The sequence below is a fragment of the Acinetobacter sp. CY17 genome (assembly GCF_059515825.1).
Genome location: NZ_JCAKMX010000035.1, coordinates 1 through 21633 on the forward strand (window position 1 = coordinate 1; position 21633 = coordinate 21633).

The 21633-nt window shown below is 35.7% G+C and carries 16 protein-coding genes, 4 pseudogenes and 1 other annotated feature; of the genes and pseudogenes, 11 read left to right on the forward strand and 9 right to left on the reverse strand.

All coding sequences use genetic code 11. The features are described from left to right. Positions 1-1073 (forward strand): annotated as a pseudogene (locus AC5YCI_RS15415) (IS3 family transposase); the annotation flags it as partial. Next, positions 129-245, forward strand: a sequence feature (AL1L pseudoknot). It overlaps the preceding pseudogene by 117 nt. Before the next feature lie 36 nt (positions 1074-1109). Here AC5YCI_RS15415 and AC5YCI_RS15420 read toward each other — a convergent pair. Continuing rightward, entirely contained in the window at positions 1110-1517 is a 408-nt protein-coding gene (locus AC5YCI_RS15420) for a hypothetical protein (RefSeq protein ID WP_496175866.1), read from the reverse strand. Positions 1518-1669: 152 nt separating this feature from the next. On the opposite strand from AC5YCI_RS15420, the pseudogene AC5YCI_RS15425 reads away from it, so the two are divergent. The 3 genes and pseudogenes from AC5YCI_RS15425 to AC5YCI_RS15435 form a co-directional block, all read left to right on the forward strand. After that, positions 1670-1981 (forward strand): annotated as a pseudogene (locus AC5YCI_RS15425) (integrase core domain-containing protein); the annotation flags it as partial. Positions 1982-2648: 667 nt separating this feature from the next. Further along, positions 2649-2987: a helix-turn-helix domain-containing protein gene (locus AC5YCI_RS15430; RefSeq protein ID WP_496175867.1), complete on the forward strand. Its 339-nt coding sequence runs from the start codon at positions 2649-2651 to the stop codon at positions 2985-2987. Beyond that, complete coding sequence (locus tag AC5YCI_RS15435; RefSeq protein ID WP_496175868.1) at positions 2974-4245, forward strand: type II toxin-antitoxin system HipA family toxin; 1272 nt, start codon at positions 2974-2976, stop codon at positions 4243-4245. Before AC5YCI_RS15430 ends, AC5YCI_RS15435 begins: the two co-directional genes overlap by 14 nt. A gap of 96 nt (positions 4246-4341) precedes the next feature. Here AC5YCI_RS15435 and AC5YCI_RS15440 read toward each other — a convergent pair whose 3' ends face one another. The 3 genes from AC5YCI_RS15440 to AC5YCI_RS15450 all read right to left on the reverse strand — a co-directional run bounded on the left by AC5YCI_RS15440 (position 4342) and on the right by AC5YCI_RS15450 (position 6409). Next, positions 4342-4608 carry a hypothetical protein gene (locus AC5YCI_RS15440; RefSeq protein ID WP_496175869.1) on the reverse strand — a complete coding sequence of 89 codons (267 nt, stop codon included), beginning with the start codon at positions 4606-4608 and terminating at the stop codon, positions 4342-4344. A gap of 107 nt (positions 4609-4715) precedes the next feature. After that, a complete protein-coding gene (locus tag AC5YCI_RS15445; protein ID WP_407409395.1) occupies positions 4716-5621 on the reverse strand; it encodes a ParB/RepB/Spo0J family partition protein in 906 nt (301 codons plus the stop codon). Between the two features lie 14 nt (positions 5622-5635). Then, positions 5636-6409 carry a ParA family protein gene (locus tag AC5YCI_RS15450; RefSeq protein ID WP_407409397.1) on the reverse strand — a complete coding sequence of 258 codons (774 nt, stop codon included), beginning with the start codon at positions 6407-6409 and terminating at the stop codon, positions 5636-5638. An 826-nt stretch (positions 6410-7235) separates the two neighbouring features. Here AC5YCI_RS15450 and AC5YCI_RS15455 point away from each other — a divergent pair. Further along, the gene (locus tag AC5YCI_RS15455; protein WP_496175870.1) at positions 7236-8405 is read left to right on the forward strand and encodes a replication initiation protein; all 1170 of its coding nucleotides are present in this window, start codon (positions 7236-7238) and stop codon (positions 8403-8405) included. Between the two features lie 108 nt (positions 8406-8513). Here the strand turns inward: AC5YCI_RS15455 and AC5YCI_RS15460 are convergent, their stop codons facing one another. After that, on the reverse strand, positions 8514-9251 hold the full coding sequence (locus tag AC5YCI_RS15460) for a hypothetical protein (protein ID WP_496175871.1): 738 nt from the start codon (positions 9249-9251) through the stop codon (positions 8514-8516). Positions 9252-9258: 7 nt separating this feature from the next. Then, complete coding sequence (locus AC5YCI_RS15465) at positions 9259-9603, reverse strand: hypothetical protein (protein WP_496175872.1); 345 nt, start codon at positions 9601-9603, stop codon at positions 9259-9261. Between the two features lie 916 nt (positions 9604-10519). On the opposite strand from AC5YCI_RS15465, the gene AC5YCI_RS15470 reads away from it, so the two are divergent. From AC5YCI_RS15470 to AC5YCI_RS15480, 3 genes and pseudogenes are all read left to right on the forward strand, one after another. Beyond that, positions 10520-10648 carry a hypothetical protein gene (locus tag AC5YCI_RS15470; RefSeq protein ID WP_496175873.1) on the forward strand — a complete coding sequence of 43 codons (129 nt, stop codon included), beginning with the start codon at positions 10520-10522 and terminating at the stop codon, positions 10646-10648. 155 nt (positions 10649-10803) lie between these two features. Continuing rightward, positions 10804-11432, forward strand: a pseudogene (locus tag AC5YCI_RS15475) (IS66 family transposase). Positions 11433-11509: 77 nt separating this feature from the next. Then, positions 11510-11692 carry a transposase domain-containing protein gene (locus AC5YCI_RS15480; RefSeq protein WP_496175874.1) on the forward strand — a complete coding sequence of 61 codons (183 nt, stop codon included), beginning with the start codon at positions 11510-11512 and terminating at the stop codon, positions 11690-11692. A 270-nt stretch (positions 11693-11962) separates the two neighbouring features. Here AC5YCI_RS15480 and AC5YCI_RS15485 read toward each other — a convergent pair whose 3' ends face one another. From AC5YCI_RS15485 to AC5YCI_RS15495, 3 genes are all read right to left on the reverse strand, one after another. Continuing rightward, complete coding sequence (locus AC5YCI_RS15485; RefSeq protein ID WP_496175875.1) at positions 11963-15100, reverse strand: type I restriction endonuclease subunit R; 3138 nt, start codon at positions 15098-15100, stop codon at positions 11963-11965. Between the two features lie 74 nt (positions 15101-15174). Then, the gene (locus AC5YCI_RS15490) at positions 15175-16368 is read right to left on the reverse strand and encodes a restriction endonuclease subunit S (RefSeq protein WP_496175876.1); all 1194 of its coding nucleotides are present in this window, start codon (positions 16366-16368) and stop codon (positions 15175-15177) included. 1 nt (position 16369) lies between these two features. Beyond that, positions 16370-19132: a type I restriction-modification system subunit M gene (locus tag AC5YCI_RS15495; RefSeq protein ID WP_496175877.1), complete on the reverse strand. Its 2763-nt coding sequence runs from the start codon at positions 19130-19132 to the stop codon at positions 16370-16372. 206 nt (positions 19133-19338) lie between these two features. Between AC5YCI_RS15495 and AC5YCI_RS15500 the strand changes: the two genes are divergently transcribed. From AC5YCI_RS15500 to AC5YCI_RS15510, 3 genes and pseudogenes are all read left to right on the forward strand, one after another. Continuing rightward, on the forward strand, positions 19339-20466 hold the full coding sequence (locus AC5YCI_RS15500) for a hypothetical protein (RefSeq protein ID WP_496175878.1): 1128 nt from the start codon (positions 19339-19341) through the stop codon (positions 20464-20466). After that, positions 20447-21046 carry a hypothetical protein gene (locus tag AC5YCI_RS15505; RefSeq protein WP_496175879.1) on the forward strand — a complete coding sequence of 200 codons (600 nt, stop codon included), beginning with the start codon at positions 20447-20449 and terminating at the stop codon, positions 21044-21046. The genes AC5YCI_RS15500 and AC5YCI_RS15505 overlap by 20 nt, the downstream gene beginning before the upstream one ends. A 161-nt stretch (positions 21047-21207) precedes the next feature. After that, a pseudogene (locus AC5YCI_RS15510) lies at positions 21208-21510 on the forward strand (transposase); the annotation flags it as partial. Positions 21511-21633: the final 123 nt, after the last annotated feature.

The window sequence follows — 21633 nt, forward strand, 5'->3', positions numbered from 1 at the left end:
CATCAGAAGCATTTGAATCAACAGAATCCAGTCAAAGTACAGCAGCTTTCAGACCAGGAACGCATTAAACAACTTGAACGCGAAAATAAAGAACTGCAACGAGCCAATGAAATTCTACGTAAAGCAGCCGCTTTTTTCGCCCAGGCGGAGCTCGACCGCCCACACAAATAATGGTGGATTTTATCCATAACAATAAAGATCGATATGGTGTTGAAGCGATTTGTAGAATTTTACCGATTGCAGCTTCGACCTATTATCGGGCTTTAGATTTCGTTGATAACCCAGAACATCGAGCGAAACGTACTCTGCATGATTTACATCATGCAGAGCAAATCAAACGTATTTGGAAAGAAAGTTTAGGTCGATATGGTGTACGTAAAGTTTGGCAAAAATTGAAATGTGAAGGCTATGTTATTGCACGTTGTACAGTTGCTCGATTGATGAAAAAGCTAGATATACAACGTGTTTGGCGTGGTAAGAACAAACAAGCTACCCGCAGCCGAGATGATCAAAAACGAGCAGATGATTTAGTGAAACGGAATTTTAGTGCTGATCGACCTGACCAATTATGGGTCAGTGACTTTACGTATATTCAAACCCATTCTGGCTGGGTCTACACCGCATTTATTATTGATGTGTTCTCGCGAGCAATTGTTGGATGGAAAGTATCAACACTGATGAATACAGATATGGTACTTGATGCACTGGAGCAAGCATTGCATGATCGAGGCATGCCAAAGAATGTGATTCATCATTCCGACAGAGGTGTGCAATATCTTTCCATTCGCTATACCAATCGTTTAGAAGCAGCAAATTTACGAGCATCAGTCGGTACAACGGGTGATTCATACGATAATGCTTTGGCTGAAACGGTGAATGGCTTATACAAAACAGAGGTGATTGAATATCTAAAAGCAGATTGGCAAGGTTTAGCGGATGTATAACTTGCGACACTCAACGGGGTAGATTGGTTCAATAAAAAGCGTGTACACAGTGCATTGGCTTATGTATCGCCTTTTGATTTTGAAGCAATGTACTATGATAAGATTAACCCGTTAGGTCAGGTGGCCTAACTTAAATAAAAAAGTCTCCGACAAACCCGGTACGGTTCAAGCTTGAAAAATTGCAATAATCTGCTCTTTCGCAGCTGTGTTACGCAATTGAAAGTATTGAATGTAAAATACTGCGCTCAATTGTTTCGATGTCTTAAAGATGTCTTTGTGCAAATCAGGCTCAATATAGCAGTTGATGTCTTTTATTAGCTGAAGGTGCGGTAAGTAACGAATATGCCCACACAGTGATCTATTTTCACATAACATATGTAAGATACCTTGCCAAATCTTGATGTACTTTTTTTTAAAACGCACTTGTTTTGCTTTTGTTCTACCTGGCTCAATTTTAGCGAGTTGCTGAATGACCAAATGCATTGCACTTATATCATCTTTATTACTCAAAAATGGTTCAATAAATTGATAAAAAAATACAGTCAATTCTTTGACCATTTGATCAAAACTCATGCCAAATTCAGCTCAAAAACGATTACATTTTTTATAGCATTATTTCTAATTACTTTTTAAACATATGTGTACGAATAATGTTAAATTATTGATTTAATAAAAATTTTTTAAATTTTAAATTAAAAATTCTTCCATTTTTTTATAATTTTTAGTTATTCCATTCTGATCAAGGCAGCCAATATAAAAGCCTTTTAGTTCGGCATAGGTTGGCGTGCTACACCATGCAACAAAGTATGAGTCGTAAAGGAAACTGTTGGGACAATGCCCCAACAGAAAGGCTTTTTAGAAGTCTCAAGACTGAGTGGATTCCCAAATTGGGATACCACTCAATTGAAGAAGCGAAGCTAGATGTTGGTCTGTATCTGATGGAATACTACAATCACATACGACCTCATCGATTTAACGATGATATCAGTCCTTGTCAGCCTGAAAATGAACTTAAAACTATGTCCAATATTTGTTGACCACTACAGGAATCTACAATTTGGAACTGAGTAAAAAATGACTTATGAAAGAAGTCTAGCGATTAAAAAGTACTATTAGAACGCAAATTTATTAATATAAAAAAACTATATAAAAAATACTAAAAATAATTTATATCAATAATACTCAAGACTTTCGCAAGTGCCAATTTGTTTAAAATTTAGACAAATTAGCAGCTTCAAAATATTACAATTGATTCTTAACAATTTTATATTTACTTTTCAAGTTTATCCAAAATTAGATCAATAAAATTAACTAATTAATTATTTTTCAAATACATATAAGTTTTTATAATTAAAAAATTCTTCCATTATTTCATAATATTTAGTTATTATCCCAAAATTAATCCATATATATAATTTTTCACAATCACTTAATGGAAGTGAAATACTTCATAACATGCTAATCACCCAAAAATAGTCTTTATAGTGATGACAACCCAGATATAAGATTTTTTTATATAAATAAAAAGTAATTATAGGTACATATATGCCTATTCCGCTCTTGTGCTTTATAAAAAAAGAATAGCTCCCCAATTATAGTCAATCGTTAAATTTTTCGCCCTATCAAATCATTACAATTAAACCATAAAATACTTATTATAATTTATAAGCAGGATATAATGACTGTTAGGAGTAATAATTCATCATGAAAAAATCAACCAGCGATTTCATACTTGAAGGTGTTCCTGATCTACTGAAAATGCTTGGAAGTAATATCAGAACGGCTCGTATCAATCGTAATATGACAATCAAAGAATTAGCTAACCGTGTACATGTCGATGAGAAAACCATTTCAAGATTGGAGAGTGGTCAACCGAGTACCAATTTAAAAAATCTGATATCTATTCTTGTAGTATTTGGCTTAGAAGATGGTCTATATACGATTGCCAATCCTCAAGAAGATGAGGTCGGTAAAGCCTTGGCATCTAAAAGACAGAGAGTACGGGTTAGAAATATCAATATGAGGATTGATGATGACTTCTAAAAGCTTTTCAATGCAAGATGAGCTAAAGAGCTGCTATCTCTTTCTAGATACCGGAGATACCCCTCAAGTCGTGGCCAAGTACGTTCTTGATCAATCTAGTTATACTTTTATTTATGGTAAAAGCTATCTAGAATTAAATGATTCATTTGAGCTCGACCCTATTAACCTCCCATTTATACAACCTAACGCGCCCTATGTTACAACTCATAAAGATGGTTTTGGTGTACTTGCCGATGCCACGCCTGATAACTGGGGACGCAAGCTTACACTGTCGCAGCATACACGCGTTCCTTTAAATCAGATTGAATGGCTTATTTCTGCACGAGGTAATGCTGTAGGTTGTCTGGTCGCTAGTTTGTCGTCTAAAGCCATTAAGGGCTCCAATCAAAGCTCATATGTTCACTTTGATGACTTGAAATCGTATCTCAAATTATCAAAGGCGATTGATCAACAAGAAGATCCCAGGACGATTAGCTTTATGAGCGATAACTATTTGGAGAAATTAATTCATCATGGCTCATCTATGGGTGGTGCTAGACCTAAGGTCATCGTACACCATAACAATATTGAGTGGATTGCTAAATTTAATAAAGATGATGATCTATTCGACAATGCTAAGGTTGAGTATGCTTCGATGAAGATGGCCAGAGCGATGGGGCTTAATGTCAGTAATGTGATGCTAGAAGAAGTTGCAGGCAGTCCAATTTTATTGGTAGAACGTTTTGATCGAAACTGTATCGAAAGAAAAAAACACTATATCAGTGCGAATAGCCTTATGAACATCCGTAAAATTCGTGTAGGTGATTTAAAAATGTCCTACATGAATTTATCTAAAATCTGCAGCCAAATTTGTTATGATGCTATTAGTAATCAGAAAGAATTATTCAAGCGCATGATTTTGAATATTATGATTAGCAATACAGATGATCATCTCAAAAACCATGGCTTTCTCATGTACGATATGAAAAACCATCGCTATGCATTAAGTCCTCTTTTTGACGTTTTACCGCATGGCGCTCGCGCTTCCTATCCCAAGGAGCATGCACTCGCTATAGGTGAAGAAGGCCGAGTTGGTACGCTTCGTAATGCCCTAAGTCGATGCAATGCTTTTGGCCTTAATCATAATGAAGCTTTAAACATCATCAAAGATGTCCGCGATGTACTAGAATGCAGAAGGGTGTTTCTCAAAGAGGCTGAGTTAACTAATTATCAAATTACACAGCTTGATCACTATTATCATTTAGAGATCAGGATTTAAACAGCAATTAATCATGGCTAACGGTTTAATGTTAGCCATTTCACAACATCAGTATGTATGACATCAAGTCATAAGCAATATGTGACCTTCTCATGTTCAAGGCATAGTATGCCAGAGCTTAAGAACTGAATTTTGTCGATTAGGATCATTTTCAAAATTTTCAATGATATCTTTTAATGGTGAACCATTTTCCCAGAAGATGGTATAAATCATGATAAGTTGCTGAGCATATTCTAAATCTGTGTCATTTTCATATTGAATAAATAGAGAGATCTTCTTTCTATTTCTTTCAAAAAAAAATACAAAAACAATTTTTTCAGTAGGATCTTGTCCTAGGAATTTGTCTCTTTTCATCATTTCCATCTAATTTTTTAAGTAGTTTGAATTGCTGTTTAGCAATATCTACAGACTATAGAGAGTTAGCCAGCTTTTTGAAAAAACCAAACATCATTTATAAGTGTAGCAAGTTGCTACACTTGACCTTTGTCAATTAAATGAATTAAAAAATCTTCAAGCGCTATTAAATCGTGCTCATTCAAATTAGCAATATTTAAAGACACTTTTAATTGATCATTATCAAGCTTAATGTTTCCAGCAACTCTGCCCTGATAAGTGATTTTTTTCACCACTGAGCTTGAAGCTTGATCTTTAATATTGCTCATTAGTTTTACAGCATACTTTACAGCTTTAGTCTGCTCTAAAGTACCTAGCTTCACTTTTCCCCATGCAGACAAGAGCGCATTGTGAGCCTTGTTTAATTCATCGCTATGATCTGCAAGGAACTTTTTAAATGCTGTAGCAGCGGTACGTCCAAGCAGGCTTGGATCAGCATTCAGATCGTTTAAAATCTCTTTTGGGAGCTTGGCATATGCTAAATACTTATACATATCTTCACGGTTCAAACCTAACGATTTTGCCAGCTGCTGTTTATTTTTTTTTAAATTTTCATTTAATGAGTTTAGACCAAGGAAAATTTCATAATCTGTTAAATCCTGGCGTTTTAAATTTTCGGCTAATGTAAGTAAAGATGCTTCATTATCACTTACATCAATAATGATTGCCTCAATTGTATTTTTACCTAGTAACTGATGTGCAAGTAGTCGGCGCTCACCTGCGATAAGCTCATACTTGAGATTATCAATTTTACGTAATGTGATAGGTTGTAATAGCCCTATTTCTTCAATAGAGTTTGAAAGCTCTTTTATCTCTGCTTCATTGAATAATTGACGTGGTTGATACGGACTACGCTCAATATCTCCAATTGGAATATTACGACGAAATTCTTTGATATCACGTGTATGATCTATTTGTGCTTGCTGATGCTTTTGAGTATTTTGTTTTAGCTTTTCAGCCAACAATGCTTTTGTACTTACCATATTATTCTCAGTGCTTAAGTCTTAGCAATAACTTCTAAGGCTAACTTTTCAAATGCTTTACGGACTTTCGAATTCTTATCTAATTTATAAAGTGGCTGTTGCAAGATGGCTGCTTGGTTAACTTTAGTACTTTGTGGAATCGTAGTATCAAGTATTTTACCCACTTGTTGAATGGCTTCATCGCGAATTAATTTACATACGTTTTGACGTTCGTCATGGCGAAGTAATAAAGCACCTAAAAGTTTTAACTGTGGATTAATACGTTTTATTTTTTCAAGATGATTCAATAAATCAGTGACTCCATATAATCCATATTGAGAGCCGGATTCAATTGGTATAATCACATGTGTTGCAGAAGCAAGTGCATTACTCGTTAAGAGCTTAAGACTTGGTGGGCAGTCTATAAGAATAAAATCGTAAAGATCTTTAAGTAACTCTAGCTTAATTGTCAGTTCTTCAGAAGGACGTGGTGCCTCTTCTTTTAACTGATCCTCTGCTTTACCTAAACTAAGAGAACCATATATTAAAGAAACGTTCTCAATTTGAGTTTCTTCTTGTAAAGCTTCGGTAAGTAGAGTGATATCACCAAGCAATAGTTCTGCTGTAGTCACAGAAATTTCACTTGGATGTTGAATACCAATATGTAAACTAGCATTCGCTTGTGGATCTAAATCGATCACTAAAACTCGATGACTCATTGCTGCTAATTCTGATGCTAAATGTACAACAGTTGTTGTTTTACCACAGCCACCTTTGTGATTTGCAACAGCGATAATTTTTGCAGACATATGTGTCAAATATTTCCATATTGGGTTTCTAAGTATTGGTTAATATAAAGAACTTTCATAAGACTTACTAGAGCTTTTAAAGTTAAAAACTTCAAATTTACCTCGAGTGGAACAATTTAAAAAATATTTTTTAACTTAGCTAGCTTAATTAATAATTATATTAATTAGTTATTTAGCTAATTAATAATTAGGAGATTTTTTATTTTTTAAAAACAATAATTTACTGATTTAAAGGTGGAAGGTTTGTCACCGAAAAGTGGAAGGTTTGTCACTGAAAAGTGGAAGGTTTGTCACCGAAAAGTGGAAGGTTTGTCACCGAAAAGTGGAAGGTTTGTCACCGAAAAGTGGAAGGTTTGTCACTATGGTGGAAGGTTTGTCACTATGTAATTTAAAAATCATAAAAATTTCAATATAATCAAAATATTATATTGTGGATATCTCTCTTTTAAATGCTTTAAAGGTGGAAGGTTTGTCACCGTAAAAATTGAGCTGTGGATAAGTTTTCATGATGATTCTTTTGCATATAAATTAACCTAAAAATTATCTACTTTTGATTTAAAGGTGGAAGGTTTGTCACGCTATTGCCAAAATTTTTATAAATTTGAGTGAACTTAAGTTCCTTATAGCCCAAAATTATGTTTTTTGCGGTATATTGTTATAACTACTCTATTTAAATATAAAAAAAATTAATCATTTCAATAATATCGGTCATCTTTTCATCTATGCGGTGACAATCTTTCCACCTTTACGATATTAAAAGTGTAAAAATTGATTTATTTTCCACTTTTAATATAATGCTTATAGCTCGATTAAACGTACTTTATCTATGACCGAAACCTATAAACTAGAAGAAGAAGGTGAATATATTCCCTACTGTATTGGCAGCATTCGTCATGATGGTGTCGTAAGTACTAGTAACCGTTTAATTCGTCCTATTGAACTTTCTGCCAATGAATATAAGGCACTTTTATATGCTATGGCAGCAGCTAATCAGACTGAAAAAAATAACGGCTCTGGTGAAATTACTGAGCAGACTTATATCTATTTATATAAGGACAATTTAGGTGAACTGCTTGGCTTAGAAAAGCGCAATTCTGTGAACGTAGCGATTGATCGTATTTATAAAGAGCTTTCTTCTAGAGTTGCTCATTTTATTATTGAAGAACCTAGTGATGCACCTAGGAAAAAGACCAAAAAAGTGCATTCTGTTGTGCCAATTATTCGTGAATTGCGATGGGAAGATGACTTGAAGAATGCGATCCAATTGCGTTTTACAAGTGAAGTTTTGCCGTATTTTACGCAACTTGCTGGAGGAAACTTCACGACTTATCAGCTAAAACATTTATTTGCTTTAGACTCTGTGGCGAGTATGAGCCTGTATACTTTTTTTATTAAAAATGAATATAAGTATCAAAGTCATGAAAGTTATACTATCGATTTAAGCCTAGATGAATTGAAAGACTTAATTGATAACAAAAAGAAGTACGATCGTTGGGTGGATTTTAAGCGTTATGTACTCGATAAAATCATTAAAGAAATTAATCAATATACAGATTTAGATTTAGCTTATGAAGTGATTAAAAAAGGGCGTCCAATAGTTGGTATACGCTTTAAACTAAAAGATCGGCATTCGAATCATCAAAAAGTGGCTTTAAAGTCTGCTGAAAAAGTCTATTTAGATGTGCCTTTTGAAGATAATGGAGTCGTCAAGAGCTTAGGGGCAAAATTTGATACTGCTGTCCGTGCTTGGTATATCTATAAGGGCGACACCAATTATAAAGAATTCTCAAGATGGTTTAAAAAAGAAGGATGTTTAACTGAATCGCAAGCGAATATGGTTGTTAATGATTCGCTCTTTCAAATGGATTTTGCTGAGGTCGGCATCAGTTTAGAAGACTTTAGACGTACCATGAAACATAAGCTAAAAAATGATGCTGCTTTTGTGCAAAGCATTCGTGATCGCTTAAAGGGTATTTTTAATGCCAATATTATCTAAGCGTAAAAGTGTAGCAACTTGCTACACTTCGACACGTAAATATTTAGAGAGTATTGGCTTCTGAAATCTCATCAGTACTTAGATTTTTCAAATACAGACTTGAACACTCTAAGGAACGGTTAAACCGAGCTGTTCTGGTTGATACCACAAGTTTTTTAAATAACCTAACTGATCCTTCAAATAAGCTGCTTTCTGAATGATAAATTGCTGGTGCTTGAGCCACTGTTCTAGTCTTACGTCCATATAATCAATGTCGATTCTAAGCTTACGCAGTTGCTGATAAAGTTGGCGTTTAGGTGCTGGCATATTGGCCAAGTAAACTGCACTTGGCAGAGGATGTATTGGCTGTACTGAACCTTGTTGTATGGTGACTGTTGGTTGAGTACAGGATGCTGATATAGTGGTTTTAGCCACAGTGACAAGCTGAGCAGTTGGTTTGTTTTGAACTGTTTGTCTTGCTTCCTGTTTATCTAATCTTGTTGCTTCAATATTAATCGTATCTGGCTGTGTTTGTTCTTTTAATAAAGTCTGCAATCTACGGTAATTAATACTGTAAAAATTGGTTTGTAGCCATTTATTTTGGGCAAGTTTTTTAACGACTAAGATGCCTAATTTTTTAAGTTTGCTGACCACACGTTTAATGGTAGAGACGCTATACATACCCAAAGTTTCTACCCATTGCTCGTAGCTATGGTAGAAATATTTTTTTTGGTCTGCATGGTGTTGTAAACAATAGTGTAGCTTTTGCAAAAAAATCGCTGAGGCTACGCCATACGCTTGGGCAAGCGTAGGCGAAGCAATAAGTGGGTAATCCCCTTGTATTAGTAACTTGTTATTTTTCATCATTTTAACCTTACAATGATGAATTGGTTTTTTTGAAAAACTTAAGCTGTGGGCGCTGTTGCGTGCGTTTTACCCAATCCGAAGGATATGTTTGATCATGACCATCACAATGTTTTCCTGACCAATATTCTTGATTGAATTCATCCTGATATGTAGATCTTTGGGATTCGTTTGGAATTAAATTAGGTAAATTTTGAGTAGCATGAATTTTTTCTTCCGCGACATCTAAAGTTTTATAAATATCGAGTAAAGCTTGACGTTGTTGTTGGCTAAGTAGCTTAGCACTGGCAATTAAAAGTTGCTTAGCGAGGTTTTTAGGTGTGCAAGAGTTTGCACCATTGAATTTATTATTCATAGCAATTTCCTAGATCATTATTCGACCTACCACATCCCATTTCCACGTGAGATGGTGGCAGCTTAACAGGGTGTGGAAATACTGAATCTAGGATCAGCCAGCACGAAGCTGCCCCATCAAGCTGCCATAAAACTGCTCAACAGTAGACAAAAAAATAGCCGCAAGTGCGACATTTAATTGCACCTAGATTTTAACAGGTTTCCACGCCTGCACACAGATTTTGCTGTGCTATATTAAGCGTATCGTTTAAAGGCATGAGCGTCAAGCATTTGATTTTTTATTCAATTAAAAATTGTGCAGCTTAAATTGAAGATTGAACTTGAGCTTAATTTATTAAATTATTTTATGCTTATTTTATTTATAAAGATGAATAGACCAGAATGAGCTATTCCATTAGCTCATTCTGACCCGATGAAGTGGCTCAGAATAGAACGCTGCTTTTTGACGAGTAAAGATGTAAAAAATATAGATTTCAGACTGTAGCAACTTGCTACAGTTTTTTGCTAATTGATATGCTGAAATTCAGTGAAAGGTAAAAATCTAAGACGTAAATTTACGTTTCTAATAATTTAGAAGCTTATGAAAATATATAGGTGATCTAGAGTCGATTGAGGAAAAAGATGGCATATCGTATTTTGAAAAATAAAAGAAATTATCACTGCTCATAACCCTTATTATGTGCAGTAATAATTAGCCAATTGATAAAGATAGGATCTGGGATAATTTTTTATGACTGTTTGAATCATTGCCTACAAGCTCAACAATTACTTTGATAACCGTTCTCACTTTAGTTGGTCACATTTCGTTTTCTATTCACAGCCCGGTTTTTTTTGAATAGATAAGTTGCCATTATGTAGATAATAACTTAAGAAAGCACAAATTTGGCAGTAAAAAAGAACATCTAACAGCAAAACAAATGCATCTGTGGAATGAAGCGGTTGAAGAAGATATCGCAGCCGTTGATTTGGAACTGGAAAGGCTGAATGCAGATAAAACCGATGCAGTGACACAGAAAGCCACTGTCCACAAACCTATCAGCGAGTGATGCCCGCCTATATTATTGATAAAGGCATTGCGAGTCCTGAACTACTGAACCATGTATTGGTATCGAAATAAGCTAGTCATTTACGTTTATATCGTCACCGCCTGATCTAGCAATGGGTTACTATTGATCTTTCTCGATCTAGACTGTTAGATGGGATTGGTCACTGTGGTGTTGAACTAGAACCTCTACTAATGCCTGAAAAAAATGGTGCTACAACACAAGTGCTTCATACAGATGAAAAACCGGTCACCATTATGCAGCTTGGTGATCAAGAGAAAAAAGCAAAGAACGGTTATGTTTGGGCTTATGCCACCACACAGTACAATTCAGTCTAAGCAGTAATCTATGACTTTCAGGATAGCCATTCTAGCCAGCATGCTGAAGAGTTCCTGAAAGACTGGCAGGGTAATCTGGTCTGTGATGATTATAGTGGTTATAAAGCACGCTAGGTCATTGAAGTGAGTTGCATAGCCCATGCACGACATAAGTTTGATGAACTGCATGTGACTAGGCAAAGTCAGGTCGATGAACAGGCATTACTGCTCATTGAAAAACTCTATACGATAGAAGCAGAACCAGGAAAACAGACCAACGGCACAGCAGAACATCGCTGCGAATACCGGAACAATATGGTCAACCGGTGATGCAACAATTATATGAATGGCTCAACCAACATTACCTAAGAGTACCATCGAGTTCTCCAATCGCCAAGGGGATCAATTACACTCTGAAGCGTTGGTCAGATATTAATCTACCGATTTGCAATATTGGGTGGAGAAATTGATGTGTCCCTAGGCTCTACGACGTAAGAATTTACTATTTGCTGGCTCGCTGCGTAGTGGTCAACGAACTGCAAATGTTATGACTGTGATTCAGTCAGTAAAGCTGAATGGACTAGATCCGTATGCCTATTTAAGTGATGTGCTGAAAAGGCTGCCGACACATAAAATGACTCAGATTGAAGAATTACTTCCACATCGTTGGAAACCCAGCCCAAATCAAAAAATAGCTATGGGGTTCAGCGAACGCCTAGCCTGCATATGACATTCCAAATCTTTAATGAAATATATCTATTAAAAAAATGAAGCTCTAGATTTTTACTCTAATTTACTCCATCATCTGTTTTAGAATGATTACTTCATTTATAAAATGTTTAATACAGAAAAATACTATCATACTGATTATTTAAAAGATGAAAATTTAACTCATCAATACCTAGAGTTTTTATTGATCAATGAGTTATACCTAATAGAAGCTGAAGCAATAACAATAGAGTCAAAATAAGACAAGGCCATATGGCCTTGTCTTATATCTTTATGCTAATTCTTTGCCGTTACTTAAGATGAATTTCCGCAACATTGCATCCACCCGAATATTTACTTTAAAGGGAGGAATGGCTACTCCATCTTTAGCTTCTAAATATTGTTTCGCTTTGACTTTATCTACCGTTGCTAGAAGCTCATCAAAACGTCCAAACTCATTAATATTATTTACAGTCACCTGCGTATTCATGAGTTGTCTTAATCTCGTTTCATCGAGTCCTAGTGCTTCTGCAAGATCATGAATTCCATCTTCTTGTGCTTGGAATTGATACTCAGTAATGTAATCCCTGAACGATTTACCAGCAACAAGAGTCACATCTCCACTCTGTACATCATGCAAGAAGATGTTGGCAAACTTCTGTTCTTCGGCACTGAGCATTGCAAAACTCTTATGCAATTCATTTAACGCATCTTCAATAGAAAGTTCTAAATCACCATTACGCAGTGCTTTCAGATATTTATCAAAACGACTGTTCATGTAATCTGAATCGATTTTGTCTGTATCGATTTCTGTTAAATAGCCTTCTACTTCAAAATGTATGTTACCCCCACCTGAACCGCCACCACCGCTATTCGAGAACAGTTCTTTATAACGCAGTGCCAGAACTAAGAAAGTTTGCTCATCCAACTTTAATTGAATCGTAAATTTCTTTTTCTGCTCATCAGTAAATTCATAACTTAACTTATCCCATTTAAAGCCCTGAATTTTAGCTGCTTCAAGATATTCGTTGAGTTGTTTAAACAGTTTTGCAAATAATGCACATGACTGATCGTCTTCTGGTAACTTCTCAAAATTAGACACATGGGCACTTTTAAATACGCTATCAATTTTTTCGAAGATGTCATTGATGTTTTTTAAATTGCTTGGCAATTTATCAACAAATAAAGCCAATGGCTTATCACCCGAATATAATTTTACCGCAGCGTCGATATTACGCTTCATGGTGTGCGGACGACGATAATAACGAATAATGCCAAATGGCTTATCTTTACCAAACAAACGATTGGTACGTGAGAAGGCTTGAATCAGATTCGCATATTCTAACATCTTATCCAAATACAGCGTGTTAACCCATTTTGAGTCAAAACCTGTCAGCATTTGATCCACTACAATTAACAGATCAAGCTGTTTTTCGGGCGTATTTTCGATGCGTTTATAAGCCTCTTTGTGTGACAAGCGATCAGCAATGTCTCTCTTCATCTTGGCATGATTAGCTAAGCTAAAGTCCATACCATAGAGTGCATTATAATCCTCAATAATTTCTACAAGACCTTTCTCTTTAAAAACTGCATTGCCTGTGTTGTCAATATTCGGATCAAATAAGGCTGTGACTTTTAGCTCTGGCATCGCCTTTTTAATCAGGCGATAATACTCAATTGCTTCAGGGATACTACTGGTCGCAAACATGGCATGGAATTTATTATTTTGGCTGAACTGCACCCAATTTTCTTTAATATCTTCGACCACTTTGTTTTGATGCTCGGTACGATGATATTGTGATGTTGGCAGGTAATCCTCGATTCCTTTAATGTATTTACCCGTCTTATCCGTATGTCCTGCCATCGATACTTTTTTGCTATCCATAAAGCGTTGATAGACTGCTTTTTTCTCAGGATCATCAAAAGCTTCTTTTTCTGTATTGGCTTTTGCCTGATACAGTGCAACTTCTTTACGCAATTTAGAATCTTTATAGGTTGAAACCAAATAAGGATCAAAACCTAAAACGTTTTTATCTCGAATACCATCTGCAATGCTGTAACGGTGTAATTCATTCCCGAATACCGTTGCCGTGGTATTCATATTTTTTTCATTTTCTTCTTGAATCGGTGTCCCTGTAAAACCAAAGAATACTGCCTGTGGGAAGGTATCTTTAATGATCATCAACATTTCACCGAATGTAGAGCGATGTGCTTCATCTAGAATGATGACAATGCGCTTCTTATTGATCAGTTCAATGTCATGTGCATTTAAACCACCCTCTTCATCTTTGATATTACTCATTTTTTGAATTGAGCTTACAATCAAGACTTCATTTGGATTTTTACTTTTGAGCTTACTGACCAAGGCATGGGTATTTTCCGTGGCTTGGACAAAGTCTTCAATCTCAGCAAAGTTGTTATATTGCTCAAGTGACTGCACACCCAACTCAATACGATCCATCAAGAAGATGACTTTATCTGCATCTTTGCTCAGGGCAATCAAATGAGCGGCTTTAAAACTGGTCATGGTTTTACCAGATCCAGTGGTATGCCAAATATAACCACCTAAACGATCTCGGCCATCCCATTCAATACTTGCCACCCGATCCGTGATTTCATGTACAGCAAAACACTGATAACTGCGCATGACTTTTAAAATACCATCGGTTTTATCCGCAATGGTATAGAAGCCAATCAGTTGATGTGCCATGGGTATAGAAAGCAGGTTCCCCGCAATATCTTTCCAATAGTTCACGGGTTCGTTATTAAAATCGCCCCAGTTGAAATAGAAGTCTGAGTTAAATTTTCCATCAGGCCCTGGGTTGGCAAAGTACCAAGTTTCTTCTGGGTTCATTGCCACGAAGATTTGTACTAGTGCAAATAGCCCTGTAAAGATGCCCGAACGTGCGTAGTTTTCAATTTGGTGTGCTGCCTGACTCACAGGTACGCCTGAGCGTTTTAGCTCGATATGAAAAACTGGCATACCGTTAATGAGCAGCATTAAGTCGCCACGTCGGTCATTTAAAATTTTAGATTTGGTTGGGAATTTGGGTTGTTGCGCAATCTGATAACGACTTTTACCTGCGGCAATTTCTTGACGGTCATAAATGGTTAAGCTGACTTCTTTACCATAATGTAGTTCATCATTTGGATTGTCACGTTTAATGGATACAGTTTTACCGTTAATAAATCCATTAAGAGCAAAAGGCGTGCGCAGTGTATTGATCTGTTCAATAATCTGATCCATTTCCCCTTGAGTGAGTGGCTGATTATTCAGTCGATCAATTTCTCGGTTGTTTTGAAATAGGATCTTTGCCCAGTTATCAATCAGATCCTGTTCCGTTGGGTTTTTAATGACATCTTGCCAACCTTTTTTTAAAAGGAGATCAATGAGTGCTTGTTCGAATGCTGTTTCGCTTTTAAAAGTCATATCAAATTTAGTTTTATAAAGTCAGTATTTAGATTTTAAAAATACCCCTTGCATCAAGGGGGATATAGCAATTATTAAACAAACATTTTTTCTAACAATGCTTGTTTAAGATTTTTTAAAGTTCTAAGCTTTTGCTGTTGCAACGTAAGAGTTTCGTCTAGAGATTTGAAAAAATTATGGATTTCATCTTGCTCTTCCTTATTAGGTAACATAACTTCAACCGTCTTATAGGCATCAAAAGATATATTAAGCAAACCATCCATTCTGGCACCAGAGGAAATAAGCTTACGTAATTGCCCATCAATTCTAAAATGATTTAAAGCAATAGCAGTAAAATATGGATTATTTTCCCCAACATTAAAACAGTGATAAACAAAAGGAATCCTAGCTTCATCAACTTCCAATGCAAAACATGCACCATAAGGTTTATGTTTTGATGCACCATGATTATAAGCTAGCTCACCTTTTTGCAAGACAGTATATTTCGCTAAACTCTGACCTGCATTATTGCTTGAATATTTTTCAGATTGATTTATAAAGCCACTTGCGGCTGAAATCATCATTATTGGTGCGGTAGATGCTGAATCTTTGCGATCAACTATAGAAGCAATATCTCCTAATTTAAACCTTTTCCAATCCCCACTAAAACCTTTTAAACGAATTTCAGGACACAGGCTACCCTGTTTTGGAAACATTTTTTCCAACATCGCTTTTTTAAAGTTTTGGGTTTGAGCAAGTTTCTGTTCTATTGAAGATATTTTTTCATTCAAATCTTCAAAGAAAGTACCAATTTTTTCTTGCTCATCTAAACATGGAATATAAAGTTCTTTACTTTCCATTTCTCCCTTAGTGACATGAATCATGGTCGAGCCATTTGTATTACTAGTTAAAGCAATTTCGTCAGCCTTTAAATAATGGAATGTAAATAACTTATTTAATTTTTCAGATAAATCCACCTTCCAAATATGGTAGTGATAAATAACTTTTTCGCCTTTCCAAATCTGTGGTGAAAAAATAGTTGACCAAGTGTAGAGTAAGTCCCCTTTCTCAGCATAATACTTTTTCGCAAGCTCTAAATCCGAATAGTACCAATTACTATTAGTATTAAAATTACCCACTCGTAGTACAGGATATTTACCTTTTGTCAGTAGTTCATCTTGACTATAAGCCCGACCATTAATAAAAGTAGTAATTTCTCCTAAAACATTTTTTTCCCAATATTGATGAAAACCTTTAAACCTTATCTCAGGGCATTTTTGCTTTTCCACATTACACCCCTTTTAACAACGCTTGAAACTGCGCCAAGCCTTTCATATCAAAATCATCACCTGTTAAGTCATCAATCAAATCTGCAAGGCTACGCTCTGCTTCTGTCAGCTTTTGCGTGGTTTCTGTATAGGTCACTGCATACTTATCTGCTAAAGCCTGTACCTTATCAGTCAAATGCTCAATCACTTCATTCGGCAATGCCAAAATCGCAGACACAATCGGTTCAACCCACTTCGCTTCTAACAACGCTTTCACTTGAGTTTCTTCTAGAGCTTCAATCGTGGTCTTAGTTAAAAGATGCAGTACAGTTTCCTCTTTACTAATCTGCGCTTTTAACTCTTTCTCTTGTGCAAGTAACTCATCGACCTGCACCAAAGTTGCTTCTAGACTTCCTTCTTCAAAACTAAAACCCGAACGTAATTGTTTTAAATAAGCTTTTACTTTTGGTGCTGCATAAGTGCCGTCTTTATTGGCTTCAATATTTGACCATTGCACTTCTGCATGTGCTTGTACAAACTGCTCTTTTTGAGGCTTTTTAGGCTTTGGATCTGTCCCTAAAAACTCAAGATACTCATTGAGTGCCACAATTTCAGGCGTTTCAATTTCCGCATAAGCTTGCTTTAAGGCTTTAGCAATTTCAGCAGGCACAAATGCATCATTGGCTTCATTTAATGACTGCTCTTTATCTTCTTCAGATAAAGACTCCATCAAAGACTCAATCTCTGCACTGGCTTCTGCAAGTTCACGCTCTTTGGCTTTTAATGCGTCCAATTCCTCAGACAATAAACGCTGCTGTACAAGATCAAATGGCAATACATAGCCTACCCAACCTTCTTGTACTTCATGCTCTTTACCATCTTTCTTTTTAATCACAATATTTGGATTAACGATTTTGGCAGCATCCAAACCTTCAGACTGAATAATCTCCAAATCACCTGCAATACCTTGCCATTGATCATCTAAAGCTTGGTACGCCTGATATTTATCCACCAATGGAATATCAGCTAAGCGCTTAAAGATGTCCTTACTTAAAACATCCTCTTGCTGGGCAATGTGCAAGCTTTGCATTTTGCCAATGAGTTCGCCTGTTAAGTAATCCTTAAAATCAGCAAATGCGGTATTGAACTGAGTCACAAAACCCTTCACATCTTGATGGCTGTGAATTGCTTGGCTAATTTCAGTCGTCGCTAAATTGACATAAGGCGTATCGCTGTCGGTAAATAAGTCTTGGCGTAACTGTGGGAATGCTGCCCAATATGCAGCATGTGCATCAATTTCTTTTTTAGGAATACCGCCAAACATCGTGGCATAAATATCCCATGTTTCAGCCGTTGCTGAAGAATCCACATAACGAGGAATATTGAGGTTATAGCCCTGATCATGAATTTCTTTTTGCGTCACTACACGTGAGAACTGCTCAACATCTTTACGCTCAATCACAGCATCAACAATTTTCTTAATATTCGATGCTTGAAGATGGTTGTTTTTACCGAGCTTCACAAAGCCTTTAGATGCATCAACAATCAACACGTCTGTAGTCGGACGTTGTTGTTTTAAGATAATAATGACCGTTGGAATACCTGTACCAAAGAAAATATTGGCAGGTAAACCGATAATCGCATCAATATGGTTTTTCTTAATTAAATTGGTACGGATACGCTCTTCTTCACCACCACGGAACAACACGCCATGTGGTAAGACAATCGCCATAATGCCATTTGGTTTTAAATGATATAAATCATGCAATAAGAATGCATAATCCGCTTTGGTTTTTGGGGCTAAACCAAATTCTTTGTATCGAGGATCTGCATCTTTATTTGCTGGATCCCATGCTTGTGAATATGGCGGATTTGAAACCACTGCATCCACATACAGTGGTTCGTAAGTATTGATTGGATCATTGTCTTCAAAAAATGGCCAGTCATCTTCTAAAGTATCGGCATTTCTCGCAACAATATTGGCAGGCAAGATACCACGCATGACTAAGTTCATACGAGTTAAGTTATAGGTATTCTCTTTTAACTCTTGTGCGTAGTATTTGATTTTATTGGCATCATTCACATGCTTTGCTACAGAGCTACCAATATTAATCAGCAACGACCCCGAACCACTTGTTGGATCGTAAATTTTGATTTCAGGCTGGTATTTTAAATGATGCGCAATAATTTCAGACATCAATACCGAAACTTCATGCGGTGTATAGAACTCACCTGCTTTTTTACCTGCATTCGCAGCAAAAGAACCAATTAAGTATTCATAAATGAAACCAAGCACATCATAGTCTTGCTTGTTGTTCATTGGGATGACTTTGATCAGTTGCAACAAATCGCTGATCGCTTTGGTCTGGCTATTTGAGTTATCGCCAAGCTTGCTAAGACCTGTTTCTAAAGTTTTGAAGATGCCATCAAAAACTTTTTTGTGAGAGCTGTGAATGTGGCGTGAAAAAGCCGAAAGCGCATCACGAACATCGGCAACAGTAAAGTCTAAGCCTTTATTGAGCCATGTTGAAAATAGGTCATCATAAGCGATGAAATAACCGATACCATTTTTAATAAATTCTACTGTTTCAGCATCTTCTTCTGTCAGTGCTTCAATATCTGATTGTGCAAAATCATTGGCTTCTAAAAAGCTTTGTTCTTTATCAGAGAGAAATTTGTAGAACATGAACCCTAGGATATAGTCTTTATATTCATTTGCCTCAATCTTTGAGCGCATTTTATTGGCTGATTCCCAGATTTTGGAAGCGAGTTGTTGCTTGTTCATAGGTGGTCTACAATTGGTATCAATTAATTTAAAAGCACAGATCATCTTTGCATGAGCAAAGAAATGAGTGTGTAGCATTCTCTACAATTCTTAGAGTATTCTCAACATAATACTTCCCATATTTTGATCAGATAATACTGACTTGAGTCTTTCTAGATTGTATGTTCACTTCAAAAATAAAACTTAATTCTAAATGAGGGTTGTTATTGATTGGTTATTTTTATAATATTTTCAACAATATAAAAACTCAAGCAATCACTTACATTATGACCAAAAGTTCACGCAAAGTAGTGCATGACATAGCATGTGCATTTTATAGACTTAGCTTTAAAAATGAAAAGTTAGCAAACCAACCTCGTGGTAAATTTAGCTATTTCTTTAGTGTTGAACAGGTTTTTGATTTTATTGCCAAACACAATAGTAAAAATTTGACAGTCTCTTCAGTAAGAGGCCGTTATGTTTATTCGATAGCTGAAATAACAAAAAAAACTGACACATTCTATTTATTGATTGAAAGATCAGATACCAAAAGTGAAGATGTAAGAATCTATAACCGACCTAAATCAAAAACCAAATTAGTTCCGTTCGAAGATGGAGATGAACTACAAAAATTTTTCCATGTGGTAGTAAAGTTTGATCCTAAAAACAAAAACTCTGCAACAGTCCTTGTTGAACAATATGCCGGAGGCACTGGTTTCACTTTCGCCTATATTCTTACAAAAATTTTGCATCAACTCCGAGAGTTACAAGTTCAACCTGACTTTTTTAAAGCACCTTATGAAGGTGGCGGTACCAACGAAGATGGTTCACCTCGAATTGTTGAATTTGCTACTAAAGCAGAAGTTGATAATGTATGTGGTTTATCTCTCCTTGATCGGGCAGCTCAAGGTAATCTACTGAATATCAGTGTAATTGAAGAAAAAACTAAGAAACAAATTGAAAACGATCCTCTACTAGTTATATCAAAAAAAGAGTGTAAATATTTACCTGATCCTGCAACTTTTTTAGATCAAAATGGTCAGCCACTTGAAAAAAGCTTACTGAGTAGCACCTTTGGTAAAGTTTTATCTAAAATCAAAAAAGACGCAGCTTTGGGTGACAACATATTCTATCGAGTACGCTGTCAAGAAAAATCACGAGTGATGAGTGTTGATATCAAGGGTGATTTTACGGAGTCAGACTTAGGTGTCAAAATTGAATTCATCGAAAATTTTGAACGTCAAGCTGTGACTCAGAACATTGTTTCTGATCCCAAACTTTTCGATAGAATGACTACAATACTATCTCATCACAATCGCTCGGAGATATTAGCTAATGATGGAACTAATACTTAAACCATTAGCATATTTATCTATTAAGTGGGCTATTGATGATGTAAATGGTAAAAATAAAAAACCAATTTTTGATTGGTTTTTACCTTTAACTTTCGCAATTCTTGTAACCTTTTTTCTATATCTGACTTTGGATTTAGAGTCTGCAAGTTTCAAAAATTTTTTTGAATCAAAAGGATTTGAAGTACTTGGTAATTTTATATTGGCTTTACCTGGATTTTTATTTGCAGCACTAACAGCTGTTGTTTCTTTTGGGAATAAAGAACTCGACGTTACTGCAAAAGTTAATCCTCCAATCAATAAAGATGGCCATGAAATTTCCAGACGGAGATATTTATCTAACGCTTTCTCATATCTAACATTTTTAAGTTTAGTACTTCTTATAACTACTGTTTTTATCAACTATGCATATAGTTCTAACATACTTAAATTAGGTCTATCTTGGTATAAATTTGGATATCTAAGTACAGCTTTGATATATTTTACCTTCGTTTTTCAAATGCTCTTTGTTTTAATTATGACGCTGTATTACATAGGTGATAAAGTGCATCAACCATCTCACTATCAAGATGAATCTAAATAATGAAGACATTCTAAACATAATTCTAATCTGCCCTTGAATAGCAACCGATTTTGTAGAAAAATTTTAATTATAACCCGAATCATGGATAAAAAATTCAGTTGAAAAAAAGATGACTGAGTTGATAAGTGAGTTACCACATAAACTATTCAACCAGCCATCCTATGTTCGAGTTTACAACTTTATTCTGTACGATTAATGATTTTTTTCAAAAAAATGAAGCGGTCTATTGGCAATTGCATATTTCTTTAGCTTCCAATGCTCAAACAGTGTGTGCTTGGGTTGACTCTACAACTCTACCCGTATGTAAAAATCAGCGTATTCAACGTCATAAATCTTTAAAACAAATTGCCACACGAGGTAGAAGCTCAATGGGTTGGTTCTATGGATGAAAATTGCATGTATTGGTGGATGCTCAGGGGCAATTTATTCAGACCCAACTCTCGAATGGCTATACTTCAGATATAGCTAAATATAAAACATAAGCTACATCATCCTAAACGCAATATCCAAAGCTTCCGGAAGTGTTTTATTATTCTGAGCAACCATATGTCTGACTTTACTTTTTAAGACAGACCATGCTTTCTCAA